We start from the raw sequence: 25,630 nt of genomic DNA on the forward strand, positions 1-25,630 counted from the left end.
TACGCTGGAGGGGTGACCACGCCGCCGTTCCCCGCCCCCACGCCCGCCGAGCTCGCCGTCGTCTCGGCCCAGCTCGGTCGTTCTGCCCGGGGTGTGGTCGGCATCGCAGCTCGCTGCGCATGCGGCAACCCCACGGTGGTCGCGACGACGCCGCGCCTTCCGGACGGCACCCCGTTCCCCACGTTCTACTACCTCACGCACCCGGCTGCCACGGCCGCGATGTCGACCCTCGAGGCCAACCAGGTGATGCCGGAGCTCGCGGCGCTCCTGGCCGACGACGAAGACGTCGCGGCCGCCTACCTCGCCGCGCACGAGGCCTACCTCGCCGATCGGACGCAGTTCGGGGAGGTGCCCGAGATCGACGGCATCTCCGCCGGAGGGATGCCGACGCGTGTGAAGTGCCTGCACGCACTGGCGGGGCATGCTCTCGCAGCCGGTCCTGGCGTGAACCCCATCGGCGATGCCGCGCTGGCGCGGTCATCCTGGTCGCCCGACGTGTGCCGGTGCGAAGACCCCGGCGCCGCGCAGCGCGAAGCGGCGGCGTCACCGGCATGACAGCCCGACGGACGCTGCGCAGCGCCGCCGCCATGATGGTGGTCGCGGCGTCTGTGCTGCTCCTCGGCGCCACCGCGACGCCGCCCCCGATCCCGGACGACCCGTCCGATCCGACCCGTGCGTCGGAGTACTGGCTCGACGGGGCGCGGATCCGCGAGGCATGGCAGACGACCCGCGGCAAGGGCGTGACGATCGCCGTGATCGACACCGGCATCGGCAAGGTGCCCGAGGTGTTCGGCGACGCCGTGGTCGGCGGCACGGATGTCTCGGGTGCCGGCACGCCGGACGGACGGACGCCGCTGGGCGCGATCGACGGAAACCATGGCTCCTGGGTGGCCTCGCTTGCCGCCGGACGCGGCGCGGCCGACGGGACCGGCATGATCGGCGTCGCGCCGGAGGCCAATCTCCTCTCGATCTCGGTCGGGTTCGGCGCAGCCGCCGCCGTGCCGTTCACGGAGCAGGTCGCGAAGGGCATGCGCTGGGCGGTCGACCACGGCGCCGACATCATCAACCTCTCGTTCACGACGAACACACTCGATTGGGACGAGAGCTGGGATGATGCGTTCCTCTACGCGTTCGAGCACGACGTGGTGGTCGTCGTCGCCGCGGGCAACCGGGGGAGCGGCACGAACATCATCGGTGCTCCTGCGACCATCCCCGGCGTGCTCACAGTGGGCGGCGTGGACCAGACCGGCACGGCGAGCGTCGAGGCTTCCACCCAGGGCATCACGATCGGGATCTCCGCACCCAGCGAGGGCCTGATCGGCGTCTCCGCCGACGGCAAGGTCGAGCGCTGGCGTGGCACGAGCGGCGCGGCACCCATCGTCGCGGGGGTCGCCGCACTGATCCGTTCCGCGCACCCCGACATCAAGGCCATCGACGTCATCAACCGCATCATCAAGACCGCGATACCGGTGCCGGACGCCGTCAAGCCGCAGGATCCGCTGTACGGCTACGGGCTGGTGGACGCGGCCGCAGCGATCTCCGCGAACATCGCCCCGGTGAGTGCGAACCCCATGGGCGACCTCGCGGAATGGATCCGCTACTTCCGTCGCGCGGAATCCGAGCCGCAGCCCGTGCCTTCGATGACTCCGGTGGCCGTGCCCCCTCTGCCCGCGGCCGATGCGCCGACCGACGTCGCTTCACCGTTGCTTCCCAGCGCCGATTCCCTGCGCTACGGTACCCTGCCGCTCATCGCGCTCACGGTGCCTGGTATCCTGATAGCGCTTGGCGTCACCGCAGCTGCCCGGCGCATCCGATCGGCGCGCGTTTCCGTACGCCAAATCCCCGACTCCGAGGAGTAGTTCTTCTGTGCCTCAGAACAGCACTGTGCCCAAGATTCTGATCGTCGGCGGAGGGTACGCAGGCTTCTATTCCGCGTGGAAGCTCGAGAAGCACCTCCGCAAGGGTGAGGCCGACGTGACCATGGTCGACCCGCTGCCGTACATGACGTACCAGCCGTTCCTGCCCGAGGTAGCCGCCGGCTCGATCGAGGCACGTCACTCGGTCGTCGCCCACCGCCGTCACCTCAAGCGCACCCACGTCCTCACCGCCAAGGTGACGAACATCAACCACGCGCAGAAGGTCGCCACGATCACGCCGCCCGTCGGCGAGCCGTACGAGTTCGCCTACGACCAGATCGTGGTCACCGCGGGAGCCGTCTCCCGCACTTTCCCGATCCCGGGCATCGCCGACAACGCCATCGGGCTGAAGACCATCGAGGAAGCCGTCGCGATCCGCGACAAGGTCATGTCGAACTTCGACAAGGCCGCCGCGCTCCCCGCCGGACCCGAGCGCGACCGTCTGCTGACCGTCGTCGTCGTCGGCGGCGGGTTCGCCGGTATCGAGGTCTTCGCCGAGCTGCGTTCGCTGGCCTCCGCGCTGGTGGGCAAGTACCCGCAGATCAGCTTCGAAGACACCCACTTCCACCTCATCGAGGCGATGGGCCGCATCATGCCCGAGGTCTCGCTGCAGACCAGCGAGTGGGTGCTCAAGGACCTCGCCAAGCGCGGTGCCAACGTGCACCTCGACACGCAGCTGACGAGCGCGGTCGACGGCAACGTCGAGCTCTCCACGGGCGAGGTCATCCCGACCGATGTCATCGTGTGGACCGCGGGTGTCATGGCGAACCCGACCGTCGTTCGCGGCGGCGACCTCCCGGTCGAGGAGCGCGGTCGCATCCAGACCCGCGCCGACCTGCGCGTCGGCACGCCGGAGGCCTTCGTCGAGGGCGCCTGGGCTGCGGGCGACGTGTCGGCAGTGCCCGACCTCTCGGGCGGTGGCGTCGGCGGCTTCTGCGTGCCGAACGCTCAGCACGCGGTGCGTCAGGCGAAGCTCCTCGCGAAGAACCTCGTGGCCGTCCTCCGGGGCGAGAACCCCAAGGAGTACTTCCACAAGAACATGGGCGCTGTCGCAGGTCTCGGCCTGTACAACGGTGTCTTCCAGTCCGGCAAGATCGCCCTCAAGGGCTTCGTGGCCTGGGTCGCGCACCGCGGCTACCACGGCCTCGCGATGCCCACGTGGGAGCGCAAGTTCCGCGTGATCTGGGGCTGGTGGAACAACCTGTGGCTGGGTCGCGACCTGGTGAACCTCGAGACGGTGCAGAACCCGCGCTACGTGTTCGAGGAGTTCGCCGCGCGTCCGCGGCCGGCAGCTCCCGCGGCGCCCGTCGCAGACGCTGCGCCGGCTGCGAAGTCCGCGCCGGCCGTCAAGAAGACGACGGCGAAGGCAGCATCGGGAGATGCTGCGGCCGAGACGGCAGCCAAGAAGCCGGTGGCCAAGAGGCCCGCGGCGAAGAAGGCTCCCTCGAAGACCGCCGCCGAGCCCGCTGAGGCGACCGCGAAGTAGTCGCACTTCTGTCAGACGATCGGCCCCGCGCGCTCTGCGCCGGGGCCGATCGTCTTTTCGTCGGTGCGGCTTCGGGGCGATGCACAGGTACAGCCATTACCTTGGGAGCAGCAAGGGGAGTACTCCCGTCTGCAGCGTCGTCGTCATTACGAGCACGAGATCGTGCTCCGGCCCGCTGGCCCGTGAGGGTGGAGGAGACCTTGGCACCCGCATCGCGGGGTGCCGAGTAACCCCTGCCGTCGCTTCGACGTGGGAATCCCCGGTGGCCCGCACCACGAAAGGGACACCCATGGGAAAGCTCTCCCGACTGATCGGAATGGCATCCGACGCGCTCGAGAAGAATGCCGGGTCCGGACGCAGCGACCACTCGGCGGGCGGTCCCCGCTCGCAGGACGGTTCCCGGTCGACGGACTGGGGAGGGATGCTCCGTGGTGCCGTGGACGCGGTCCGCGGTCCGGCGGAGGGAACCCCTCGCGCAGACCAGAGCGCACGGACCGCGGGGGCGGATCCCTACGCGCCGCCGGCACCCGGTGCTCCGAGCGTCAGGGCCGGTTCGACTCCTCCGCGGGATCGTTACGCGCCGCCGGTAGCCGGATCCTCGCGCACAGCCCCTGCGGCATCCGACGCCGATCGAGCGGCCATCGCGCGCTACGACTACCTGCTGCAGACAGCCGACCCGCAGCGCGTCGAGCAGATTCACCGTGAGGCATTCGCCCGCCTGACGCCCGTGCAGCGCACACTCGTCGAGGCGCGGATGCGGCAGGAGCTCGAGCCGGGGGAGCGTCCGAGGTCTTCGTCGCCGGACGATCTCGCGCGCGCGGCCGGGCGGGCCGAGGCCATGAAGCCGGGGCGGATGCGCGGACTCCTGTCGCGCGTGCGCGGCGCGGGTGCCGGTGGTGCTGCGGTTGCTGCAGGCGGTGCGGCGGTCGGACTCCTCGGCGCGGTTGCCGGTGGTGCGGTGCTCAGCACGGTGGCCGGTCCGCTTCTGGAGCAGGCCGCGGACATCGGCGTCGACTTCGGCGCGCTGGCCGAGGGCATCGATGTCGAGTCGCTCGCCGGCGGGGCAGGCGACCTGATGGGCTCCGCGGGGGAGGCAGCCTCCGGCCTCGGCGAGGCGGCCACCGGATGGGGCGAGCGACTCGGGGACCTCGGCATCCCGGGCATCGGCGATCTGTTCGGACGCTGAGCTCGGATGTTCTTTGCAACCGACGCCGAACACGGCTTCACCGGTCTGACCGGATTCGCGGCCGACGTGCTCACCTCCCTCGGCGACGTCGGGGTCGGCGTGCTCGTCTTCCTCGAGGTGCTGATCCCGCCGATCCCGAGCGAGGTGATCCTGCCCTTCGCCGGATACCTCAGCCAGAGTGGAGAGCTGAACCTGGGCTGGCTCATCTTCTGGAGCACGCTGGCCTCCTGGCTGGGAGCCCTGCTGCTGTACGGGCTCGGCGCGGCGATCGGCATGCAACGGGCGGTGCGGCTGCTGGCGGCGACCCGGCTGGTGAGCCGCTCGGACCTGGAGCGGGGCGCCGACTGGTTCACGCGCAGCGGGGGCTGGACGGTGCTGGTGGGGCGGATGGTCCCGGGTGTGCGCAGTCTCATCTCCATCCCCGCCGGGGCATCGCGAATGAATCTCGTCAACTTCAGCATCTACACGATCGTCGGCAGCGGCGCCTGGAACGCTCTGCTCCTCGGTGTCGGTGCGGCCCTCGGCACGCAGCACGAGCAGCTGGAGCAGTACCTGGGATACCTCGACTACGCCGTCTACACGGCCATCGTGATCGCCCTCGTCGTCCTGGTGGCCCGGCGAGTGCGCGAGGCCGCGGGAGAGCGGAGGGCGGTTGCCGACGGCGAGAAGTGAGAAGCGGAGTGCCCCCGCTGGGACTCGAACCCAGACTGAAGCGATTTTAAGTCGCCTGCCTCTGCCATTGGGCTACGGGGGCCGCGTCGCCAGCCTATCGCCGAGCGGTGGCTGCGACCCGGTGCCGCAGGGGATGATCCGGAGTACGAGAAAGCCTTAGGGTGGGGGAGTGCTCGACCTCATCGACGAACTGAGCCCCGTCCAGGGTGCGCCCGCGATCGCCCCGGAGTGGGAAGGTCCGGCGCGGTACTGGCCACGCCTCTCCGCCGCGACCGGACACCTGCCGGCGCCGGTCGGGGTGATCGATCGCGAGGCGCTCCGCTACAACGCGATGGACCTGTTAGTGCGCGCGGGCGGACTCCCCATCCGAGTCGCCTCGAAGTCGGTGCGCGTGCGCGCCGTGCTCGATGCGGTGCTGAAGCTGCCCGGATTCCGCGGCATCCTCGCGTTCACGCTCGAGGAGGCGCTGTGGCTCGCCGAGACGCATGACGACATCATGCTCGGCTACCCGACGGTGGATCGTGCGGGCCTGGAACGGCTCTTCGCCGATGAACGTGCGGCGCAGCGCATCACGTTGATGGTCGACGATCTCGTCCACCTCGACCTGATCGACAGCGTCGCAGGTCCCGCCTCGCGCCCCGAGATCCGCGTCGCGATCGATGTCGACGCCTCCTGGCGATCGTCCCTCCTCGGCCACATCGGCGTGCGCCGCTCGGCGCTCTTCACTGCCGGTGAGGTCGCCGGCTTCGCCCGCAAGGTGGTCGCGCGTCCCGGCTTCCGCCTCGTCGGACTGCAGATGTACGACGCGCAGATCGCCGGACAGGGCGATGATGCCGGGGCCGACGCGCCGCTGATCCGCGTGGTGCAGGCGAGGTCGAGGAACGAGCTGCGCGAGCGACGGGCGGCCATCGTCGCCGCCGTCGGTGCGATCGCCCCGCTGGAGATCCTCAACGGTGGGGGCACGGGCTCGCTCGAGTTCACCGGCAGCGACGAGTCGCTCACCGAGGCGAGTGCCGGGAGCGGGCTGCTCGGCGGCCATCTGTTCGACGGCTACCGCTCGTTCCGTCCCGCCCCGGCCTCAGCCTTCGCTTTCGATGTGGTGCGCCGTCCGGCCGCCGATATCGCCACCGTGCTCGGAGGAGGCTGGATCGCCTCCGGCCCTGCGCTCGCCTCCCGTCAGCCCCGTCCGGTGTGGCCCGAAGGGCTCCGCACACTCGGGCGCGAGGCCGCCGGTGAGGTGCAGACGCCGCTGCAGGGCCCCGCCGCCACGTCGTTGGGCGTGGGAGACCGGGTCTGGTTCCGGCATGCGAAGAGCGGTGAGCCCGCGGAGCGCATCGAGCGCTACCACCTGGTTTCGGGGGAGCAGGTCATCGATGAGCTCCCCACCTACCGCGGCGAGGGAAAGGCGTTCCTGTGACGAGAATCGGCGGCTCCTGGCAGAACTGGGGCCGGTCGGCCTCGGTGCGCCCCGTGCGCGTGGAGCGTCCGCGCAGCCCCGAAGGCGTGCAGCGCGCGGTGATCGCGGCGGTGAAGCACGGTCTCAGCGTGAAGGCTGTGGGAGCGGGGCACAGCTTCACCGGCATCGCCGTCGCACCCGGTGTCCTGCTGGAGCTCGACGACCTGCAGGGACTCGTCTCGGCGGATGCGGCCACCGGCCGCGTCACCCTCCTCGCGGGCACCCGGCTGCACCGCGTCCCCGGATTGCTCGCGCCCTATGGGCTCGCCATGGAGAACCTGGGCGACATCGATCGCCAGTCCATCGCGGGAGCGATCTCGACCGGAACCCACGGCACCGGCGCTCGGTTCGGCGGCCTGGCGACTCAGGTCGTCGGCATCACCATGGTCACCGCCGCCGGAGAGTTCCTCCGCATCGACGACGAGCACGAGAGCGAGCTGCTGCCTGCTGTCGCGCTCGGGCTCGGCGCTCTCGGCATCATCGTCGAGGTGACGCTGCAGTGCACACCGGCGTTCGTCATGCACGCCATCGACGAGCCGGCCCCGCTCGACGACGTGCTCGCCACGCTCGATGAACGTGTGGCTTCGTCGGACCACTTCGAGTTCTACTGGTTCCCGCATACCGAGGTGGCACTGACGAAGCGTCAGACGCGACTGCCCGAGTCGACGGTACGCAAGCCGCTCCCCGTCGTGGGCAGGTGGATCGATGAGACGCTTCTCTCCAACGGGGTCTACCGTGTCGTGTGCGCCGCGGGGCAGGTCGTTCCGGCGATGACGCCGCCGTTCAGCAGATTGGCGGTCAAGCTCACCGGAGACCGCGAGTTCACCGAGCAGTCGCATCGGGTGCTCATCCAGAGCCGCACCGTGCGGTTCCGTGAGATGGAGTATGCGCTCCCGGCCGAGAACGTCGTGCCGGCGTTCCAGGCGGTCCGCGCCCTCATCGCTCAGCGCGGGTGGCGGATCGAGTTCCCGATCGAGGTGCGTTTCGCGGCGGAAGACGACCTGTGGCTGTCGACGGCGCACGGGCGGCCGAGCGCTTACATCGCCGTGCACCGGTATTGGCGCGCCGACCCCACGGAGTACTTCAACGCGGTGGAGGAGATCATGCTCGAGTTCGGGGGACGGCCGCACTGGGGCAAGCTGCACACGTTGACGGACGAGGCGCTGCGCGAGCGCTATCCGCGATTCGACGACTTCGTCGCGCTCCGCGACCGTCTCGATCCGGAGCGGCGTTTCACGAATCGCTATCTCGAACGGGTACTCGGAGCCTGACACGGTTCGGGACCGCAACCCGGGCCGCGCGCCCAGTCCACGTGCAGGGTGCGCGTCTAGGATGAGAGAAACACGAGGAAGGGTGGGCCTCTGATGGAATGGCTCGTGCCGGTACTGATCGTTGTCGGAGTGATCCTGCTCGCCGGCATCTATCTGTGGGCCACGTACAACTCGCTGGTGCAGCTGAAGGTACGCGTCGACGAGGCGTGGAGCGGCATCACGGTGCAGTTGAAGCGACGAGCCGACCTCATCCCCAACCTCATCGAGACGGTCAAGGGATACGCCTCCCACGAGAAGGCGGTCTTCGAGAACGTGACTCGTGCACGCGCCGAGACGCTGTCCGCCGGCGGTCCCGGTGAGGCAGGCATCGCCGAGGGACACCTCCAGCAGGCGCTGCGCAGTCTCTTCGCGGTCGCCGAGGCGTACCCGCAGCTGCAGGCGAGCACGAACTTCCTCCAGGTGCAGCAGGCGCTGGTCGACACCGAAGACAAGATCCAGGCTGCGCGCCGGTTCTACAACGGTGGCGTGCGCGAGCTCAACACCAAGATCAAGGTCTTCCCGAACAACCTGTTCGCCAAGGGACTCGGCTTCACCGAGCGGGAGTTCTTCGAGGTCGCCGACAGCAGTGCGATCTCCGAGCCGCCTCGCGTGCAGTTCTGATTCGAATCGCATTCACCAGGGGCCCGCTCACCAGGCGCTGAGCACCACGCCGTCTGCGGTGAACGACACGTCGCCGCGCACGGTCCACGTCTCGGTCCGGTAGGTGGCCTCGCGCTTCGCGCCGTCCTGCCCTGTTCCGGTGACCGTGGTGACCAGGCCGCCGCCCTCCGCCGAGAACTCCGTGCCGGTCAGGGCCAGCGTCGGTAGCTTCTCGATGCGGTATCGGTACTCCGACACTGCGCGGAACTCGGTGCCCCAGGGGATGCGGATTCCGCAGCCCTCGGGCGCGGCGGTGCCGGGCTTCGCGCACGTCTCGAGGTGCTCGTCGAGTTGCTTCTGCGCGGCGGCTGTCGCCTCGGGGCGTACCGACACATCGATGTCGACGGCCGTCTCGTCGCCGGGGAGCACGGTCACCGATGTCTCTCCGCTGAGCAGCGACACCGGTGCGGCGGCGACGGTGTAGGTCGCCGGCAACAGCGCCGTCGCCTCGTCGGCGGGTAGGAGCTGCTCCCCGATGGCGATGAATGAGCCGACCGAGGGGCGGGCGGTCACGGTACCCCGCCCGGACTCATCCACCACCCACCGTCCGTCGATGGGGGAGAGCGTGAGCTCTGCGGAGTGTTTCTCGTCAGCCAGGCGGAAGGAGATCTCGGCCGTCGCCGTCACACCACCGACCGGCGCGCTGTCGTCTCCGCTGACGGAGATCACCTCCGCATCGTGGACGAGTGCGGTCGCGTCGGAGAACGCGTCGAGCGTCTCCTGCTGCATCACGGCACCAGTGGCCTCCACCGCTGCGGGGTCACCGGATTCGAGCGCGCGCAGGTACTCCGCCGCCGCCTCCTCCGCCGTGGCGGGGCGGCCGGTCGCCTGCCAGATCCACACGCCACCGGCGACGAGCACGACGACGCCGACCGCACCGGCGATCAGCCACCAGCGCCGCCGACTCACGGGGAATTCTCTCTGGCGTGCACGTGTCTGTGCACCTGCGCGCCCGTGCCGCTCAGCGCCTCATGAAGCGCTGCCGTGGCATCGCCCCAACCAGAGACCGACACGCGCTCCAGACCCTGCCAAGCGGCGGCGAGGGCCAGTTCCGCGGCGACGGGCTCGGCATCGCCCGGCCGGGCCTGCGGCTCCCACCACGCGGACTGCACCTGCAGTGTCGAGGTGGCGCGGTCGGCCTTCAGGTCGACCCTCGCCACGATGCGGTCGCCGACGAGCACGGGCAGCGAGTAGTAGCCGAACCGGCGCTTCTCAGCCGGGACGTAGATCTCGATGCGGTAGTCGAGGTCGAAGATGCGCAGCGCCCGGTCGCGGAACCACACCACCGGATCGAAGGGCGTCAGAACGGCTGCGGCTCCGACCTTGCGCGGCAGAACGGCGTTGCGATGCCGCCAGGCGGGCAAAGGACGGCCTCCGCGTTCCCACCCGCGCACCTGAACCGGCTGCAGTTCCCCGGCATCGACGAGCTCGGTGACCGATCGGGCGACCGCGGCACGGTCACGGATCCGGTAGTAGTCGGCGAGGTCGGATTGCGTCGCGACACCGCTCGAGCGAGCCGCACGACGCGTCAGCTCGAGGATCGCCTCGGCGCGGGAGATCTCCCGCGACCGGATACCGTCTGGAATCACCTGCTCGGCCAGGGCGTACGTGCGCTCGAAGCCCCGGCGGCCGCTGACGGCGACATCACCCGTGCGCCAGAGGTGTTCGAGCGCGAGCTTGGCCTCGTCCCAGTCCCACCATGTTCCGCGTTCCCGCGGCGCGTCGTCACGCAGATCGGCGGGACGCAGCGGACCCCGCGCACGCAGTTCGTCTTGCACCCACTGCACCGTGCGCGCGTTGTTGCTCATCCACGAGTCTTCATCCGCCCACTTCCGCCGGAAGTCGTCCATGCGGAATCGCCACAGCGGCCAGTCCGCCACCGGGATGAACGTCGCCTCGTGGGCGAGGTACTCGACGTAGTGGGTGGTGCGGGAGAGGAAGACCCTGTCGAGGAGCGCCGGGTCGTAGGAGCCGAGACGGGAGAACAGGGGAAGGTAGTGCGAGCGTGCGAACACGTTCACCGAATCGATCTGGAGCACCCCCAGGCGGTCCATCACCCGGTGCACGTGGCGGGCGGTGACCGCCTCGGGTCTGGCGCGGGTGAACCCCTGAGCGGCGAGGGCGATTCGCCGGGCCTGGGTGGAGCTGAGGGTCTCGGTCACGCCGTCAGCGTATCGCCGGGCGCCGACATCGCCCGTTCTCAGCGAAGGATGCGTCGAACGGAATACGGCTTGACCGTAGACTTGGGCGATGAGCGAGGACCAGCGCCCCCGGCTGCGAGATTTCTTCCGTCCGCGCCCGGTGTCCACAGACCGCACCGTGACGACCGACGCCGATGAGGCGGTGCCCTTGTCGCTGCGGATCACAGCGAGCTACTCCTGGCGGCTGTTGATCATCGCCGCAGCGATCGGCGTCTTCATCTGGCTGGTGATGCTGCTGAAGCTCCTGGTCATCCCGCTGATGGTCGGCATCCTCATCACGGCGCTCCTGTGGCCGGCGTTCTCGTGGATGCTGCGTCGCGGACTCCCTCGCTGGCTGGCGATCGCCATCTCGCTCATCGGGACAGCGGCCATCGTGACCGGCCTGCTCTGGCTCGTCGTCTGGCAGGTGCGTGCCCAGCTGCCCGACGTGCAGGCGCGCTCGACCGAGGCGTTCGACCAGTTCCAGGTCTGGTTGCACGAGGGCCCCCTGAACCTCTCCGACACCCAGATCGCCGACTATCTGCAGCAGGGCCTCGACTTCCTCGACGAGCAGACGCAGGCGCTGTGGACGGGTGCCCTGGCCATCGGCACCACCGTGGGTCACGTCGCCACCGGTGCGCTGCTGTCGTTGTTCATCCTCATCTGCCTGCTCGCCGACGGCGCCGGCATTTGGCGGTGGACCGTGAAGATCTTCCCGCGCAAGGCCCGCCCGGCGGTCGACGGGGCTGCGCGAAACGGCTGGGCGACGATCGTGAACTACGCCCGCACTCAGTTGTTCGTGGCCACCATCGACGCGATCGGCATCGGCCTCGGGGCCTTCCTGCTGCAGGTGCCGCTCGCGCTTCCGGTCGCCGTGCTGGTGTTCCTCGGCTCCTTCATCCCGATCGTGGGTGCGGTCGCGACCGGCGCTGTCGCCGTGTTCCTCGCACTCGTCTACAACGGGCCGTGGATCGCACTGTGGATGCTCGTGGTCGTGCTGGCTGTCCAGCAGATCGAGGGCCACATCCTGCAGCCGATCATGATGGGCTCTGCGGTGAAGGTGCACCCGCTCGCGGTCGTGCTCGTCGTGGCGGGTGGCGCGATGATCGCCGGCATCCCCGGAGCGCTCTTCGCCGTTCCACTGGCGGCCTTCGTCAACGTCGCGGCCGTGACCATCAGTTCGGGTTCCTGGCGCACCGGCGTCGGTCCGAGCGGAGACCTTATCTGGAGCACAGTACCGCGCGAGCGGAGACGGAGGAATCGATGAGTGCAGTCCCCAGCCTGACCGAGTTCGAACAAGCAGCTCAGAGTCTGGCTGAGGTGATCTCGCACACGCCGACGCTGCCGTCGCGAGCCCTCTCCGACATTCACGGAGGCCCCGTCCTGCTGAAGATGGAGAATCTTCAGCGCACGGGTTCCTTCAAGATCCGCGGTGCGGCGTATCGGTTGTCACGCCTGAGCGCTGAAGAGCGCTCGCGCGGCGTCGTCGCGGCATCCGCGGGCAACCACGCTCAGGGCGTCGCGCTCGCGGCGCAGGCGCTCGGCATTCCCGCGACCATCTTCATGCCGCTGGGCGTTCCGGTTCCCAAGCTTCTCGCCACGCGCGGGTACGGTGCAGAGGTCGTGCTGGAGGGCGAGACCGTGGCGACCTCGCTGCGTCTGGCGGCGGAGTTCTCCGAGCGCACCGGTGCCGTGCTGATCCATCCGTTCGACCACCGCGACATCGTGATCGGGCAGGGGACGCTCGGACTCGAACTGCTCGAAGACGCCCCGGACGTCGACACCGTGGTGCTCGGTATCGGCGGTGGTGGCCTGATCGCCGGTGTCGCTGCGGCCGTGAAGGCGCGCGCCGCGGAGCTGGGGCGCACCGTTCGCATCGTCGGCGTGCAGGCCGAGAACGCCGCCGCCGTGCCCCCGTCTCTCGCTGCGGGGGAGCCCGTCGACATCGTCACTCGACCGACCATCGCCGATGGAATCCTGGTCGCACGCCCCGGCGCCATTCCGTTCGACATCATCAAGGATCTCGTCGACGAGGTCGTCACCGTCTCCGACGACGACCTCGCTCGGGCGATCCTGATCCTGCTGGAGCAGGCGAAGGTCGTGGTCGAGCCGGCCGGTGCGGCCGGTGTCGCCGCGATCATGGCCGGCAAGGTCTCCGGTACCGGCACGACCATGGCTGTGCTCTCGGGCGGCAACATCGATCCGCTCCTCCTGCAGCGGGTCGTGTCCCACGGGCTCGCCGCATCGGGCCGGTACCTCACGATCCGGGTTCCGCTGCCGGACCGCCCCGGTCAACTAGCCCGTGTCTCCGACCTCATCGCCGGGGCGGGCGCGAACGTCATCGAGGCGATCCACACCAGGCACGGTCACGGACTGCAGATCAGCGAGGTCATCCTCGAGCTCAGCGTCGAGACGCGCGGCCCGGAGCATTCGGAGCACACTCTCGACACTCTGCGCCGCGCCGGGTTCGAGCCCATCATCGTCGCCGACTAGGTACACGGTCGCTCACGCAGAAGCGCCCCCGCGTCCGAGAGGATGCGGGGGCGCTTCTTGCGTAGGAAGTCAGCCCGCGTAGGTCTCGACGTTCACGATCTCGACGCTGATGGAACGCCCGTTGGGCGCTTCGTAGGCCGACTTCTCGCCGACCTTGAGGCCGAGGATGGCCTGACCGAGCGGGCTGGCCTCGCTGTAGACGTCGAGGTCGCTGCCGACGGCGATCTCCCGGCTGCCGAGGAGGAAGACCTCTTCACCGCCGGCGACGAGCGCGGTGACGACGGTGCCGGGCTCGACGATCCCGCGGCTGGCGGGAGCTTCGCCGACCTTGGCGGTCTTCAGCAGAGCTTCGAGGGTACGGATGCGGGCCTCCTGCTTGCCCTGCTCATCCTTCGCGGCGTGGTATCCGCCGTTCTCCTTGAGGTCGCCTTCTTCGCGGGCCGCCTCGATGCGCTTGGCGATCTCATCGCGACCCACGGTCGACAGGTGCTCCAGCTCGGCGACGAGCCGGTCGTAAGCCTCCTGCGTGAGGAAGGGAACCTGAGCATCGGTGGACATGGCGAAGCTCCTTCTTTCGGGATCCCTCCGGCATGCTGCGGGGGATATGCCAAGACGCCCCGGCTCGTGCCGGGGCGTCGTATGTCTGCCACGAGTCTAGGCGACCCAGCAGGTGTTCACCAAACCTGTCGTGGCCTCGGCGACCGTCGGGATGGTGACCGACTTCGCCTGTGAGTGACTGTCCCCGGCGGGGATCTCGACGATCTTCCAGCCGACCACGCCGAACTCCTCATCGAGGGCTTCGAGGGCGCAGACGACGTCCCGGCCCTGCACGCCGGTGACCTGGAAGCTCACTTCTACCGAGTACTCGTCGACGAGCGTGAAGCCCAGATCGTCGGCGTCGACGGAGGCCATGGACTGCGCGACGGTCATCCAGCTGAACGCACCGACCACGAGCAGCGCGAGGCCGCCGCCGACGATCCACGGCCACCGCCGCCGTCGGGTTCGTCCATAGCGTTCGTCGAGCTCTTGTGCGGTCGTCACAGGTGGGTCTTCCCGGTCGTTAGGCTGGTAGTACCAGGTTATGCGACCTGCGTACGAAAGGCCGATTCATGCTCGCTCTGACCGAGACCCCGATGCCGACACCGTCCATGACGGTGAAGCCGGAGGCCGTCACCCCCGGGTTCATCGGTTTCGCCGTGATCGTGGTGATCGTGATCGCCGTGATCCTGCTCATCTGGGACATGAATCGTCGGATCCGCCGCGTCCGGTACCGCGACGAGGTGCGCGAGGAACTCGACGCCGAGGAAGCCGCACGCGCCGCCTTCGGAGCCCAAGGCGACACGAGCACGACGGGATCGACCGAGATCGACGGCGCCGGCGCCCGCGACGAGGGCGAAGAACCGCCGGCACGCTGAGTGCCCCAGGGCGCCGGAGCGCCCGAGCGAGCCCAGGCCGACGGGTGACTACGGAGCGCCGAGCGAGGGCGACAGCGGTGCGAGGGCGATGAGCAGGCACGCGGTCCAATGGCACAGGAACGCGAGCACGGTGCACACGTGGAAGATCTCGTGGAAGCCGAAGTGGCCGGGCCAGGGATTCGGCTTCTTGAGCGCGTAGACGACCGCGCCGCCCGTGTACAGGAGCCCGCCGACGATGACGAGCACCATCATCGCGACGTTCGCCGCGAGAAGGTCGCCGATGTACATCACGGCCGCCCAGCCGAGCAGCAGGTACAGGGCGACGTAGAGCCAGCGCGGCGCGTTGATCCAGAAGACTCGGAACAGGATTCCGATGGCGGTCCCACCCCAGACGAGGCAGAGGAGCAGCACGCCCTGCTCAGGCGGCAGCGCGAGCACCGCCAGCGGCGTGTAGGTACCGGCGATCAGCAGCAGGATGTTCGCGTGATCGATCCGCTTCAGGAGTACCTTCACCTTCGGCTTCCAATCGAACCGGTGGTACAGCGCCGAGTTGCCGAACAGCAGCATCGAGGTGACCATGAACACGGCGGAGGCCCATTTCGCTGCGGCCCCATCGGCCACGAGGATCAGGATCGCGCCGGCGACCACCGCCACGGGGAAGGTGCCCGCGTGGATCCATCCTCGCCATGTGGGCCGGATCTCCACCGCGGCATCGACTTCGCCGGCGGCGTGCAGCGGGAGCTCGGGGACATCGGGACCGGACTGTTCGGGAGTGCTCACGTGCTCACTCTAAGCCGATGCGCATACCTCGACGAGCACATGATCCTCAGCATCCGCACACCGTGGCGAAAGCCCTGGCACGGTAGCGTAGGGAGGTGATATCACGCGAGAATCCGGTGCGAGGGCCGCTGTATCGGCTCTACACCAGTCGGCTGCGTCGCCACCTCGATCCCGCTTCCGTCCCACATCACGTCGCGATGATGATCGACGGCAACAGGCGATGGGCGCGCCAGCTCGGATTCGACAGTGCGGCAGAAGGCCACCGGGCCGGGGCTGCGAAGATGCGTGAGTTCCTCGGCTGGTGCGACGAACTCGGCGTGCGCGTCGTGTCGCTGTATCTGCTCTCCAGCGACAACCTGCGAAAGAGGGACTCCGCGGAGCTCGCCGACCTCATCGAGATCATCGCCGAGCTGGCAGAGGCGCTGTCCCAGGAGGGCAACTGGCGCGTCAAGCACGTCGGACGCTCCGACATCCTTCCGCCCGAACTCGCCAGAGTGCTCGCCGACGCCGAGGCGCGCACCAAGGACCACAGCGGACTCCACGTGAATCTCGCCGTCGGCTACGGCGGTCGCAACGAGATCGTCGACGCGGTTCGCAGCATCATCACCAAGCACGAAGCTTCGGGCGGCACGCTGGAGGACCTCGCCGCCCACCTCACTCCGGAGATGATCGGCGAGCACCTGTACACCGGGGGACAACCGGATCCCGATCTCGTCATCCGCACGAGCGGTGAGCAGCGACTCAGCGACTTCCTGCTCTGGCAGAGCGCGCACAGCGAGTTCTATTTCGTCGAGGCCCTCGGGCCGGATCTGCGACAGGTCGACTTCCTCCGCGCGATCCGCGACTACACGGATCGCGAACGCCGGTTCGGCCGCTGACCGGAGGCGGTGCGACCGGCACCGTGTCACAATGACGCAGTGAGCACTTTCCAGGACTATGTCGACACGTTCGACAACGAGTCCGGCTACCTGAACTGGGCGGCTTTCGGCCCGCTGTCTCCCTCGGTGCGCGAAGAGGTCTTCGCCGACGCCGACCTCCTGGGAAGCGGACGCCCCTCCTCCCTGTCGCTGGTCGCCGAGCGCGTCGGTCAGGCGCAAGAGCTCGTCGCGGAGATGCTCGGCGGCGACGCTGCCGACGTCACCCTGCAGCCCTCGTCGACGCAGGGACTGATGCACGCGCTGTACGGCATCTCCGGGGCGGTCATCGCGAGCACGGCGGAGTTCCCCAGCGTCAGCCTGACGCTCGAGCGGGCCGCGACCGCATCGGACCGCGCGGTCACGCCCCGGTGGATCACGCCCGACGACGGACGCGTGACGCCGGATGCGGTCGCCGAGGCTCTCGACGACGAGATCGTCGCATTGGCGGTGAGTCACGTCGACTTCCGCACCGGGTACCGTGTCGACCTCGCCGCACTGCGTGACGTGATCGGTCCCGACCGCCTGCTCATCGTCGACGCGGTGCAGTCGTTCGGCGTGATCGACGTCGACTACACGGCCGCCGACGTGGTGGTCGGACACGGCTACAAGTGGCTGCGTGCGGGCAGGGGCAGCGCCTTCGCCTGGTTCGCGCCGCGAGCACGGGAGCGGATCGTCCCCGTGCTCTCCGGGATCACCGGGACCACGGCGACCGACCTGTTCGTCGACGAGCTGCCGGCTCCGGCGGCATCCGCCAGGGCGTATACGGTCAGTCAGCCGGACACCCTCGCTGCGGGACGACTCGCGATCGGTGTGCGCGACATGCGCGACGCCGGAGTCGCCGCCATCGAGGAGCGGCTCGCCGACAACGTCGACCGTGTCATCGAGATCGCCGACCGCCATGGGATCGAGGTGAGTTCGCCGCGCGAGCGCTCGCAGCGTGCCGGCATCGTCGCGCTGGCGCCGGAAGAGCCCGCCCGGCTCGCGGCGGCGCTGGCGAATGCAGGAATCGTGGTGACGGCGCGCGGATCCTCGGTGCGCATCGCCCCGCACGCGGGCACAGACGCGGCCACCCTTGAACTGCTCGACGAGACGCTGCACGCGTTCGGCAACGAGACGTTCATCAGCGCGTAACGAATCCCTGGCGTGTCTAGCCCGGGTTAATCCCCTGGGCGGTCGTACGTTCTAGGCATCGGGCAAGGCGCCCGTTCGGGTCGGCCTCAGGTTCGCGGCTCGTGACCCCCTGGTCGACTCGTTCGAATAGCCGGGATTCCCCGGGTCGGGAGTGGGTCGTGACCACACGTACAGCGCAGCAGGCCACCAGCACCGCGCAGCAGTCCACCCGTAAGACGTCAAGCCGGGCATCATCGTCCGCCGATCCGGATCAGGATCTGCGCACCTACGTGCTCGACACCTCCGTTCTGCTGAGCGATCCGCAGGCGTTCTTCCGTTTCGCAGAGCACTCGGTCGTCGTCCCGGTGGTCGTGATCACGGAGCTGGAGGGCAAGCGTCACGACCCGGAGATCGGATACTTCGCACGCCAGGCGCTGCGGCACCTCGACGACCTGCGCATCGAACACGGACGCCTGGACTTTCCGGTCGAGGTCGGGGAGGGCGGCACGCTCCGCGTCGAGCTCGCCAACACCGACTCCTCGGTGCTCCCGGCCGGCATCCGTCTCAGCGACAACGACACCCGCATCCTCTCGGTCGCGATGCATCTCGCGCAAGACGGCCAGGACGTCACGATCGTCTCGAAGGACCTGCCGATGCGCGTGAAGGCCGCATCGCTGGGACTCCGGGCAGAGGAGTACCTCGCCGAGCAGGCGGTGGACTCCGGATGGACCGGCATCGCGACGCTCGACCTCTCCGGCGACGACATCAGCGACCTGTACGAGAGCGAAGTCGGCATCAGCGACCAGGCTCGGGGGATCCCGGTGAACACCGGGCTGATCATCCACTCCGAGCGCGGCTCCGCTCTCGGGCGCGTCACGGGTGATGGCGAGTTCCGCCTGGTGCGCGGCGACCGCGACATCTTCGGCATGCACGGCCGTTCGGCGGAGCAGCGGATCGCGATCGACCTGCTGCTCGACCAGGAGGTCGGCATCGTCTCCCTCGGCGGTCGTGCGGGAACCGGCAAGTCGGCGCTCGCACTGTGCGCCGGGCTCGAGGCCGTGTTGGAGCGCCAGCAGCAGAAGAAGATCATCGTGTTCCGGCCGCTGTTCGCGGTCGGCGGCCAGGAGCTCGGCTACCTGCCCGGCGACCAGGGCGAGAAGATGGGCCCCTGGGGGCAGGCGGTGTTCGACACGCTCGGCTCGGTCGTCTCCGGCAACGTCATCGAAGAGGTCGTCGAGCGCGGACTGCTCGAGGTGCTGCCGCTCACCCACATCCGTGGACGCTCCCTGCACGATGCCTTCGTGATCGTCGATGAGGCGCAATCGCTGGAACGGAACGTGCTGCTCACGGTGCTGAGCCGCATGGGACAGAACTCGCGGGTCATCCTCACCCACGACGTCGGTCAGCGGGACAACCTCCGCGTCGGCCGGCACGACGGGATCGCCAGCGTGATCGAGACGCTGAAGGGGCACGAGCTCTTCGGGCATGTCACCCTGACGCGCTCCGAGCGCTCGGCCATCGCCGCCCTCGTCACCGAGCTCCTGGAGGGCGGAGAGCTCAGCTGACGACCGGAAACGACGGATGCCGCGAGGAACGAGTCCTCGCGGCATCCGTCGTTTCGTGCGGGTCAGCCCGGGTGGGTCATCGAGAGCAGGTCGAGCTTCTCGTCGAGCTGCTCGAGGGTGAGGTCGCCGCGCTCGACATAGCCGAGGTCGATCACGGCGTCGCGCACGGTGATGCCCTTGGCGACCGAGTGCTTGGCGATCTTCGCCGCAGCTTCGTAGCCGATGAGCTTGTTGAGCGGAGTGACGATCGACGGACTCATACCCGCGAAAGCCGCCGCCCGCTCGACGTTCGCCTGCAGACCGTCGATCGTCTTGTCGGCGAGTACGCGCGAAGCGTTCGACAGCAGACGGATCGACTCGAGCACGGCCGTGCCCATCACCGGGATCGCGACGTTGAGCTCGAACGAACCGGATGCTCCGGCCCACGCGACCGTCGCATCGTTGCCGATCACCCGCGCGCACACCATCAGCACGGCCTCGGGGACCACCGGGTTGACCTTGCCGGGCATGATCGAGGAGCCGGGCTGGAGGTCGGGGATGTGCAGTTCTCCGAGGCCCGTGTTGGGGCCGGAGCCCATCCACCGCAGGTCGTTGTTGATCTTGGTGAGCGAGACGGCGATCGTCCGCAGAGCGCCGGATGCCTCGACCAGGCCGTCGCGGTTGGCCTGCGCCTCGAAGTGATCCTTGGCCTCGGTGATGGGCAGCTCGGTCTCGGCCGCGAGCAGCGCGATGACCTTCTGCGGGAAGCCGAGGGGCGTGTTGATACCGGTGCCCACCGCGGTGCCGCCCAGGGGGACCTCGGCGACGCGGGGGAGAGCGGACTGCACGCGCTCGATGCCGAGGCGGACCTGTCGGGCGTAGCCGCCGAACTCCTGGCCGAGGGTCACGGGCGTGGCATCCATGAGGTGCGTGCGGCCGGACTTGACCGCATCCTTCCAGAGCTCCGCCTTCGCCTCGAGGGCGACCGCGAGGTGGTCGAGCGCGGGGATGAGGGTGTCGATGAGGGCCTGCGTCACGGCGATGTGCACCGACGTCGGGAACACGTCGTTCGACGACTGCGAGGCGTTCACGTGGTCGTTCGGGTGCACGGTCGAGCCGAGGATGCCGGTCGCGAGGGTCGCGAGCACCTCGTTCATGTTCATGTTCGACGACGTGCCGGAACCGGTCTGATAGGTGTCGACCGGGAACTCGCCATCGTGCGCGCCGGAGGCCACCTGATCGGCGGCCTGCGCGATCGCGTCGGCGATGGCTCCGTCGAGCGTGCCGAGCTCCTTGTTGGCGAGCGCCGCAGCCTTCTTGATCCGCGCGAGCGCGGCGATCTGCGTGGATTCGAGACCCTTGCCCGAGATCGGGAAGTTCTCGACGGCGCGCTGCGTCTGCGCCCCGTAGAGGGCATTCACGGGCACCCGCACCTCACCCATGGTGTCGTGCTCGATGCGGTACTCGTTATCGGTCATTCCGAACCCTCCTTGGTTGCGGGGTCGATCCCCTTGGTGACGTCGGTGTCGAGCCCGACCGTGATGACGGGCACTGCCACGCCTTCGGCCAGACGGTAGTTGGCGCCGACGATGCCGAGACGGCCTTCGGTGACGGCGTTGCTGATGATCTCGGACGACTGCAGCAGGTCGCGCACGGTGTTGCGCAGGTGCTCGATGCCGACGAGCTCCGAGTCGATGTCGGCGACGGTGCCGCCGCCGTTCTCTGCCAGGACCTTCCGGGCCGCGGGAACGATCGGGGCGATCAGCTTCCAGATGTGCGGCGGCAGGGGCGCGGCGTCGATCGCGGTGCCGTCGATCGCTGCGCGAACCGCGCCGCAGGAGTCGTGCGCGAGGACCACGATCAGAGGCACTTCGAGCACCGCGACCGCGTACTCGAGGCTCGCGACGATCGATTCACCGATGACCTGGCCGGCGTTGCGTACGACGAACAGGTCGCCGAGGCCGAGGTCGAAGATGATCTCAGCGGCGAGACGGGAGTCGGAGCAGCCGAACAACGTGGCGACGGGGTGCTGCGCCGCCGCCAGGTCTTTGCGGCGGAGCACATCCTGGTTCGGGTGACGCGGCTCGTCCGCGACGAAACGGCGGTTGCCATCCTGCATCTGCTGCCAGGCTGCGGCCGGGGTCAGGGGGTGCGTCATGAGGCCTCCGAGATGTCGCGGATCTGCGGGATGAGGGATTCTGCGAGCTCCGCGGTGGAGTCTGCGGAGCGCGCGCCGTAGAGCAGGATGTAGTCGTCGCCCGCCTGAGTGCCGATGGCGTAGGTGACGTTCGCGTTGGACTCGGCGCTACCGGGCTTGTAGACGTCCCAGTCGAGTCCGCCGATGCGCACCGTGTCCGTGGGAGCGATGCCGCTCAGACGCTGCGGGGCCCAGGACGCGTCGGCGTCGAAGGCCTGCGCGACCTTGATGAAGCCGCGCTCGGTGTCGGATTTCGGGGCGAGCGTCACTTCCCAGACGACCGTGGCGCCGCCCTGCATCTCCGCTTTGTTCGCGCGCCAGAAGGTGCCGAGCTCGGGGATAAGGACGGGGCGCTGCATCGAGGACTCCACGCCTTCGGCCACGGACGCGACGTCGAGCGGCTTGCGCTCGACAGGCTCGCCCCGGGGCACGGCGAAGATGATGACGGCGACGACGGCCACGGTGACCAGCAGCGCCGCGATGAGATTGCGGAAGGTCTGGCTGGATCGATAGGCCTTGCTCGACGCCGCCTTGCGGGCGGCGGTCTCGTCCGGCGTCTCGGGGCGTCCGAGCTCGGCGATGATCGGAGGCTGCTTGCTCATGCGTCTCCGCCAGGAGTCTCGTCGTCCGACGCGGCTGCGCGAGCGGCATCCAGACGGCGTTTCGCGCCGAGCAGCCACTCCTCGCAGCGAGCGGCCAGCGCCTCGCCGCGCTCCCAGAGGGCGAGCGAGTGCTCGAGGGTCGGAGAGCCCTGTTCGAGCTCGGCGACGACCTTCACGAGCTCGTCACGGGCTGCCTCGAACGACAGCGTCTCCACGGGGATGTCGTTCAGGGCGCTCACCCCTCCATCCTACGTCGTGCGTCGTGTCGGCCCGGCTCAGTCGTTCTCAGGGATCTCGCCCTCCGAGCGGGCAGCCACCGATCCACGATCGACCGTGATCGTCAGGGCGCTGCCTGCCGGCGCATCCGCCGCATCGCGAAGGATCACGCCGCCCTCGAGGTGCGCGATCGCATAGCCGCGAGCCAGGGTCGCCGCGGGGGAGAGCGCCCGCAGGGAGGCGCGCAGCTCGCTGGTGCGACGTCCGGCGAGGTCGAGCTGCCGGGTGAGACTGTCACGACCACGCGACAGCAGGAGCCACAGCTCCTGCGCGCGCGCGTCGATGATCGGCGCGGGGGAGCGCAGGACCGGGCGGGAGCGGAGCTGCTCAAGCTGTGCGATGTCGTGCGTGAGGCGCTGCGTGAGGCGCGACGTCGCGCGGGATCTCAGCTGCGCGATCAGAGCTCGCTGCTCTCCGACGTCGGGTACCACGCGCTTCGCCGCATCCGTCGGGGTGGACGCGCGGAGGTCGGCGACATCGTCGAGGAGGGGGTGGTCGTTCTCATGTCCGATCGCGCTGACGACGGGAGTGGTCGCCGCGGAAACCGCCCGCACGAGACGCTCATCGCTGAAGCCGAGGAGCGTCTGCGGGTCACCGCCGCCGCGGGCGATGATGATGACGTCGACCTCGGGGTCCGCGTCCAATTTCGCGAGGGCCGCCAGGGTGTCGGGCACACAGCGATCACCCTGCACGGCGGCGTACTCGGTGCGGAAGCGCACCTGCGGCCAGCGCAGCTCGGCGTTGCGGTGCACGTCCTTCTCGGCGTCCGAGCGCTCGCCGGTGATCAGCCCGATGACGTGCGGGAGGAACGGCAGGCGCTTCTTCCGGGCCGGGTCGAACAGACCCTCCTGACGCAGCTGCACACGGAGCTTCTCGAGACGCTCGAGCTGATCGCCGAGCCCCACGTGCTTCATCGCGGAGACCGCGAAGCTGAAGTCTCCGGCTTTGACGAAGTAGTCGGCCTTCACCGCGACGACGACGTGATCGCCGATGCCGATGTCGGACGGGATGCGTCCGCGCACACTCGACCACACGCGGATCGAGATCTGCGCGTCCGAGCGGGTGTCCTTCAGCCGTGCGAAGACGTTGCCGGCGCGCACGTTCCAGGACGTGATCTCACCTTCGACCCAGACCGTGTTCCAGCGGGCGATGAAGTCGCGGATCGTCGCGTTGAGCCTCGTGACCGAGGTGGGGGCATCGGCTGTGGAATCGCGAGGGGCGACCGAATCGGCGGGCGGCGTCTCACCCTGGCCCGTCGTCGCTTCGAAGACTGTCATCCGCTCCCGTTCCTGACCCTGGTCTCTCCGGCCCCGCACAGCCGCGCGGCGGTAGAATCCAAGGGTGACTTCGACTGCCGTGCATCTCCCCGTCCCCCGTCTCCCACGTGTTCGTGCGGCGGCCGGACGGCTTCAGGATAACCCGGTGGCCGGACGCAAGCGGGTCCTGCTCGCCGCGCCGCGCGGCTACTGCGCCGGCGTCGACCGCGCCGTCGTCGCCGTCGAGAAGGCGCTCGAACGCTACGGCGCCCCGGTCTATGTGCGCAAGCAGATCGTGCACAACATCCATGTCGTGACCGAGCTCGAGGAGAAGGGCGCGATCTTCGTCGAAGAGGTCGACGAGGTCCCCGAGGGCGCGCACGTCGTCTTCAGTGCGCACGGCGTCTCCCCGGCGGTCGTCAACGCCGCATCGGATCGTGGACTGCACGCGATCGATGCGACCTGCCCTCTGGTCACCAAGGTTCACCGCGAGGCCGTGCGATTCGCCCGCGACGACTTCGAGATCCTGCTCATCGGTCACGAGGGTCATGAAGAGGTCGAGGGGACGGCAGGCGAGGCCCCGGAGCACGTCACGGTCGTGAACTCCCCGGAAGAGGCAGACACCGTCGTCGTGAAGGACCCCAACAAGGTCGTCTGGCTCTCGCAGACCACTCTCTCGGTCGACGAGACGATGGAGACGGTGAACCGGCTGCGCACGCGCTTCCCCGAGCTGCACAACCCGCCGTCCGATGACATCTGCTACGCCACGCAGAACCGCCAGGTCGCGATCAAGAAGGTCGCGGCCGGTGCCGACCTCGTGATCGTCGTCGGCTCGTCGAACTCCTCCAACAGCGTGCGCCTCGTCGAGGTCGCGCTCGAGTACGGCGCGAAGGCCGCCTACCGCGTCGACTACGCGGAGGAGATCCAGCAGGAGTGGCTCGACGGCGTCGAGACCGTCGGCGTCACGAGTGGTGCATCCGTGCCCGAGGTACTGGTGCGCGAGGTACTGGATGCGATCGGCGACGCCGGGTACCGTGATGTCGAAGAGGTCAAGACCGCAGAGGAGGACCTCATGTTCTCCCTGCCCAAGGAGCTTCGACACGATGCTTCCGGTCAGCGTGACGATCGTGCACTCGGCGGTCGCGCCACTGGAGGAGGCGCGTAGCGTTGAGCGCCGCGGAAGCGGAGCCGACCCTCATCGGGTCGGTACAGCGCGCGCTGCGGCTGGTCGACATCGTCGCCAATTCACCTCGGCCGCTTCCGACCAAGATGCTGGCGGCGATCACGGGATTGACGCCGGGCACGACATACAATCTCGTGCGCACCCTCGTCCATGAGGGGTATCTGAGCTCCGAACCCGACGGATTGGTGCTCGGGACCCGGTTCCCCTCGTTCCAGCAGCAGATCGACTCGCGGGGCGTCTTCCTGGCTCGAGTCCGAGCCGCCCTCCGGGACGTGACGGAGGATGTGGGGGCGACCGCGTACCTCTCCCGGTTCGCTGATGGAGAGATGCACCTGGTCGACATCGTCGACGCGGTGCGCAACCCGAGGGTGGAGCTGTGGGTCGGACTGCAGTCGAGCGCGCACGCGACGGCTTTGGGGAAGCAGATCCTGGCGGACCTGCCCGATGATGAGCGACTGGACTACCTCTCCCGACATCGCCTGGAGGAGCTCACGCCGCGCACGATCAGCGACCGCACGACACTGCTGACCCAGCTGGAGCACTCGCCCGGGTGGGCGGTGGATCATGAGGAGTATGTGATCGGCGCGACCTGTGTGGCGGTGCCGGTCATCGCCCCCGGCGTCACCGCGTCGCTCGCGATCTCGTTGCCGGCCGACCGCGCAGTGGTGGACAGCGAGCTGGTGGCGACGCTGCAGCGAACGGCCAGACGGCTCTCGCTGCAACTCGGCGCCGACAACCTCGACGCGGGTTCCGACGGCGCGGAGTTCACTATCTGAAGTCTGACCCCTGGTGCTCGGGCACACGTTTTCCTATGATCAGGTGAGTAGCGGCATGCATCAGCGCTACTGATCACCACAGGCGTCCCCAGCGCCGGTGATCAAATTGGATGAGAAGCGTCCCCAGCGCTTCACGTCCGCGGCCCCGCGAAGTCCCCACTTCTCCGGGGCCGCTATCGTTTTCACGCGCCCTCGCTGTGAATCGCCCAGGGTCG

At 68.8% G+C, this 25,630-nt stretch carries 26 protein-coding genes and 1 tRNA gene; 16 read left to right on the plus strand and 11 right to left on the minus strand.

Annotated elements, in window-relative coordinates; translation table 11 throughout:
* Window positions 1-12 precede the first annotated feature (12 nt).
* From HCX50_RS08875 to HCX50_RS08895, 5 genes are all read left to right on the plus strand, one after another.
* Entirely contained in the window at window positions 13-555 is a 543-nt protein-coding gene (locus tag HCX50_RS08875) for a DUF501 domain-containing protein (protein WP_091034304.1), read from the plus strand.
* Window positions 552-1,859, plus strand: coding sequence for a S8 family peptidase (locus tag HCX50_RS08880; protein WP_167633913.1), 1,308 nt, complete (start codon window positions 552-554; stop codon window positions 1,857-1,859). Before HCX50_RS08875 ends, HCX50_RS08880 begins: the two co-directional genes overlap by 4 nt.
* Window positions 1,860-1,884: 25 nt before the next feature.
* Complete coding sequence (locus HCX50_RS08885) at window positions 1,885-3,402, plus strand: FAD-dependent oxidoreductase (RefSeq protein WP_167633915.1); 1,518 nt, start codon at window positions 1,885-1,887, stop codon at window positions 3,400-3,402.
* Between the two features lie 289 nt (window positions 3,403-3,691).
* The gene (locus HCX50_RS08890) at window positions 3,692-4,588 is read left to right on the plus strand and encodes a cation-transporting ATPase (protein WP_167633917.1); all 897 of its coding nucleotides are present in this window, start codon (window positions 3,692-3,694) and stop codon (window positions 4,586-4,588) included.
* Between the two features lie 6 nt (window positions 4,589-4,594).
* Window positions 4,595-5,260 carry a DedA family protein gene (locus tag HCX50_RS08895; RefSeq protein ID WP_167633919.1) on the plus strand — a complete coding sequence of 222 codons (666 nt, stop codon included), beginning with the start codon at window positions 4,595-4,597 and terminating at the stop codon, window positions 5,258-5,260.
* A 9-nt stretch (window positions 5,261-5,269) separates the two neighbouring features.
* On the opposite strand, the gene HCX50_RS08900 is transcribed toward HCX50_RS08895, so the two are convergent.
* Window positions 5,270-5,342: transfer RNA gene (locus tag HCX50_RS08900), tRNA-Leu, on the minus strand.
* Between the two features lie 87 nt (window positions 5,343-5,429).
* On the opposite strand from HCX50_RS08900, the gene HCX50_RS08905 reads away from it, so the two are divergent.
* From HCX50_RS08905 to HCX50_RS08915, 3 genes are all read left to right on the plus strand, one after another.
* Window positions 5,430-6,677: an alanine racemase gene (locus HCX50_RS08905; protein ID WP_091034291.1), complete on the plus strand. Its 1,248-nt coding sequence runs from the start codon at window positions 5,430-5,432 to the stop codon at window positions 6,675-6,677.
* The gene (locus tag HCX50_RS08910) at window positions 6,674-7,987 is read left to right on the plus strand and encodes a D-arabinono-1,4-lactone oxidase (protein ID WP_091034288.1); all 1,314 of its coding nucleotides are present in this window, start codon (window positions 6,674-6,676) and stop codon (window positions 7,985-7,987) included. Before HCX50_RS08905 ends, HCX50_RS08910 begins: the two co-directional genes overlap by 4 nt.
* A 93-nt stretch (window positions 7,988-8,080) precedes the next feature.
* Complete coding sequence (locus HCX50_RS08915; protein ID WP_029262976.1) at window positions 8,081-8,647, plus strand: LemA family protein; 567 nt, start codon at window positions 8,081-8,083, stop codon at window positions 8,645-8,647.
* A gap of 27 nt (window positions 8,648-8,674) precedes the next feature.
* On the opposite strand, the gene HCX50_RS08920 is transcribed toward HCX50_RS08915, so the two are convergent.
* Window positions 8,675-9,595 (minus strand): hypothetical protein, encoded by a 921-nt coding sequence (locus tag HCX50_RS08920; RefSeq protein WP_167633921.1) that lies wholly within the window; start codon window positions 9,593-9,595, stop codon window positions 8,675-8,677.
* Window positions 9,592-10,848, minus strand: coding sequence for a DNA glycosylase AlkZ-like family protein (locus HCX50_RS08925; protein ID WP_167633923.1), 1,257 nt, complete (start codon window positions 10,846-10,848; stop codon window positions 9,592-9,594). Before HCX50_RS08925 ends, HCX50_RS08920 begins: the two co-directional genes overlap by 4 nt.
* Before the next feature lie 88 nt (window positions 10,849-10,936).
* Here HCX50_RS08925 and HCX50_RS08930 point away from each other — a divergent pair, with 88 nt between their 5' ends.
* Window positions 10,937-12,133, plus strand: coding sequence for an AI-2E family transporter (locus HCX50_RS08930; protein WP_205828950.1), 1,197 nt, complete (start codon window positions 10,937-10,939; stop codon window positions 12,131-12,133).
* Complete coding sequence (gene ilvA, locus HCX50_RS08935) at window positions 12,130-13,359, plus strand: threonine ammonia-lyase (RefSeq protein ID WP_091034280.1); 1,230 nt, start codon at window positions 12,130-12,132, stop codon at window positions 13,357-13,359. Before HCX50_RS08930 ends, ilvA begins: the two co-directional genes overlap by 4 nt.
* 69 nt (window positions 13,360-13,428) lie before the next feature.
* Here the strand turns inward: ilvA and greA are convergent, their stop codons facing one another.
* Both greA and HCX50_RS08945 read right to left on the minus strand, forming a co-directional pair.
* The gene (gene greA, locus HCX50_RS08940; protein ID WP_029262971.1) at window positions 13,429-13,917 is read right to left on the minus strand and encodes a transcription elongation factor GreA; all 489 of its coding nucleotides are present in this window, start codon (window positions 13,915-13,917) and stop codon (window positions 13,429-13,431) included.
* A 96-nt stretch (window positions 13,918-14,013) separates the two neighbouring features.
* Window positions 14,014-14,400 (minus strand): DUF4307 domain-containing protein, encoded by a 387-nt coding sequence (locus HCX50_RS08945; protein WP_167633925.1) that lies wholly within the window; start codon window positions 14,398-14,400, stop codon window positions 14,014-14,016.
* Between the two features lie 68 nt (window positions 14,401-14,468).
* Here HCX50_RS08945 and HCX50_RS08950 point away from each other — a divergent pair, with 68 nt between their 5' ends.
* Complete coding sequence (locus HCX50_RS08950; RefSeq protein ID WP_237682422.1) at window positions 14,469-14,774, plus strand: hypothetical protein; 306 nt, start codon at window positions 14,469-14,471, stop codon at window positions 14,772-14,774.
* A 48-nt stretch (window positions 14,775-14,822) separates the two neighbouring features.
* On the opposite strand, the gene trhA is transcribed toward HCX50_RS08950, so the two are convergent.
* Entirely contained in the window at window positions 14,823-15,554 is a 732-nt protein-coding gene (gene trhA / locus HCX50_RS08955) for a PAQR family membrane homeostasis protein TrhA (RefSeq protein WP_091034275.1), read from the minus strand.
* Between the two features lie 98 nt (window positions 15,555-15,652).
* Between trhA and HCX50_RS08960 the strand changes: the two genes are divergently transcribed.
* From HCX50_RS08960 to HCX50_RS08970, 3 genes are all read left to right on the plus strand, one after another.
* Window positions 15,653-16,432, plus strand: coding sequence for an isoprenyl transferase (locus HCX50_RS08960; protein ID WP_091034563.1), 780 nt, complete (start codon window positions 15,653-15,655; stop codon window positions 16,430-16,432).
* 39 nt (window positions 16,433-16,471) lie between these two features.
* Window positions 16,472-17,602, plus strand: coding sequence for an aminotransferase class V-fold PLP-dependent enzyme (locus HCX50_RS08965; protein ID WP_091034272.1), 1,131 nt, complete (start codon window positions 16,472-16,474; stop codon window positions 17,600-17,602).
* A gap of 158 nt (window positions 17,603-17,760) precedes the next feature.
* Window positions 17,761-19,146, plus strand: coding sequence for a PhoH family protein (locus HCX50_RS08970; RefSeq protein ID WP_029262965.1), 1,386 nt, complete (start codon window positions 17,761-17,763; stop codon window positions 19,144-19,146).
* A 62-nt stretch (window positions 19,147-19,208) separates the two neighbouring features.
* On the opposite strand, the gene HCX50_RS08975 is transcribed toward HCX50_RS08970, so the two are convergent.
* From HCX50_RS08975 to xseA, 5 genes are read right to left on the minus strand one after another with little or no spacing between them, the layout of a single operon-like run.
* The gene (locus HCX50_RS08975) at window positions 19,209-20,603 is read right to left on the minus strand and encodes a class II fumarate hydratase (protein WP_167633927.1); all 1,395 of its coding nucleotides are present in this window, start codon (window positions 20,601-20,603) and stop codon (window positions 19,209-19,211) included.
* Window positions 20,600-21,283, minus strand: a complete 684-nt coding sequence (locus tag HCX50_RS08980) for a carbonic anhydrase (RefSeq protein ID WP_167633929.1) — start codon at window positions 21,281-21,283, stop codon at window positions 20,600-20,602. The genes HCX50_RS08975 and HCX50_RS08980 overlap by 4 nt, the downstream gene beginning before the upstream one ends.
* Entirely contained in the window at window positions 21,280-21,924 is a 645-nt protein-coding gene (locus HCX50_RS08985) for a DUF4245 family protein (protein WP_167633931.1), read from the minus strand. Before HCX50_RS08985 ends, HCX50_RS08980 begins: the two co-directional genes overlap by 4 nt.
* Window positions 21,921-22,163, minus strand: coding sequence for an exodeoxyribonuclease VII small subunit (locus tag HCX50_RS08990; protein ID WP_029262960.1), 243 nt, complete (start codon window positions 22,161-22,163; stop codon window positions 21,921-21,923). The genes HCX50_RS08985 and HCX50_RS08990 overlap by 4 nt, the downstream gene beginning before the upstream one ends.
* Window positions 22,164-22,199: 36 nt before the next feature.
* Window positions 22,200-23,477, minus strand: a complete 1,278-nt coding sequence (gene xseA / locus HCX50_RS08995; protein WP_029262959.1) for an exodeoxyribonuclease VII large subunit — start codon at window positions 23,475-23,477, stop codon at window positions 22,200-22,202.
* Between the two features lie 64 nt (window positions 23,478-23,541).
* On the opposite strand from xseA, the gene HCX50_RS09000 reads away from it, so the two are divergent.
* Window positions 23,542-24,621: a 4-hydroxy-3-methylbut-2-enyl diphosphate reductase gene (locus HCX50_RS09000; RefSeq protein WP_181156177.1), complete on the plus strand. Its 1,080-nt coding sequence runs from the start codon at window positions 23,542-23,544 to the stop codon at window positions 24,619-24,621.
* Between the two features lie 2 nt (window positions 24,622-24,623).
* Window positions 24,624-25,415 (plus strand): IclR family transcriptional regulator, encoded by a 792-nt coding sequence (locus tag HCX50_RS09005; RefSeq protein ID WP_029262957.1) that lies wholly within the window; start codon window positions 24,624-24,626, stop codon window positions 25,413-25,415.
* Window positions 25,416-25,630 lie beyond the last annotated feature (215 nt).

The organism is Microbacterium sp. B19(2022), assembly GCF_012030385.1.
Classification (GTDB): domain Bacteria; phylum Actinomycetota; class Actinomycetes; order Actinomycetales; family Microbacteriaceae; genus Microbacterium; species Microbacterium oxydans_B.

What these genes read in the sequence shown, in the direction of transcription:
- HCX50_RS08880 (WP_167633913.1), top strand. Translation starts at nt 552, where the DNA reads ATGACAGCCCGACGGACGCTGCGCAGCGCCGCCGCCATGATGGTGGTC.
- HCX50_RS08890 (WP_167633917.1), top strand. Translation starts at nt 3,692, where the DNA reads ATGGGAAAGCTCTCCCGACTGATCGGAATGGCATCCGACGCGCTCGAG.
- HCX50_RS08895 (WP_167633919.1), top strand. Translation starts at nt 4,595, where the DNA reads ATGTTCTTTGCAACCGACGCCGAACACGGCTTCACCGGTCTGACCGGA.
- HCX50_RS08915 (WP_029262976.1), top strand. Translation starts at nt 8,081, where the DNA reads ATGGAATGGCTCGTGCCGGTACTGATCGTTGTCGGAGTGATCCTGCTC.
- HCX50_RS08930 (WP_205828950.1), top strand. Translation starts at nt 10,937, where the DNA reads ATGAGCGAGGACCAGCGCCCCCGGCTGCGAGATTTCTTCCGTCCGCGC.
- ilvA (WP_091034280.1), top strand. Translation starts at nt 12,130, where the DNA reads ATGAGTGCAGTCCCCAGCCTGACCGAGTTCGAACAAGCAGCTCAGAGT.
- greA (WP_029262971.1), bottom strand. Translation starts at nt 13,917, where the DNA reads ATGTCCACCGATGCTCAGGTTCCCTTCCTCACGCAGGAGGCTTACGAC.
- HCX50_RS08950 (WP_237682422.1), top strand. Translation starts at nt 14,469, where the DNA reads ATGCTCGCTCTGACCGAGACCCCGATGCCGACACCGTCCATGACGGTG.
- HCX50_RS08975 (WP_167633927.1), bottom strand. Translation starts at nt 20,603, where the DNA reads ATGACCGATAACGAGTACCGCATCGAGCACGACACCATGGGTGAGGTG.
- HCX50_RS08980 (WP_167633929.1), bottom strand. Translation starts at nt 21,283, where the DNA reads ATGACGCACCCCCTGACCCCGGCCGCAGCCTGGCAGCAGATGCAGGAT.
- HCX50_RS08985 (WP_167633931.1), bottom strand. Translation starts at nt 21,924, where the DNA reads ATGAGCAAGCAGCCTCCGATCATCGCCGAGCTCGGACGCCCCGAGACG.
- xseA (WP_029262959.1), bottom strand. Translation starts at nt 23,477, where the DNA reads ATGACAGTCTTCGAAGCGACGACGGGCCAGGGTGAGACGCCGCCCGCC.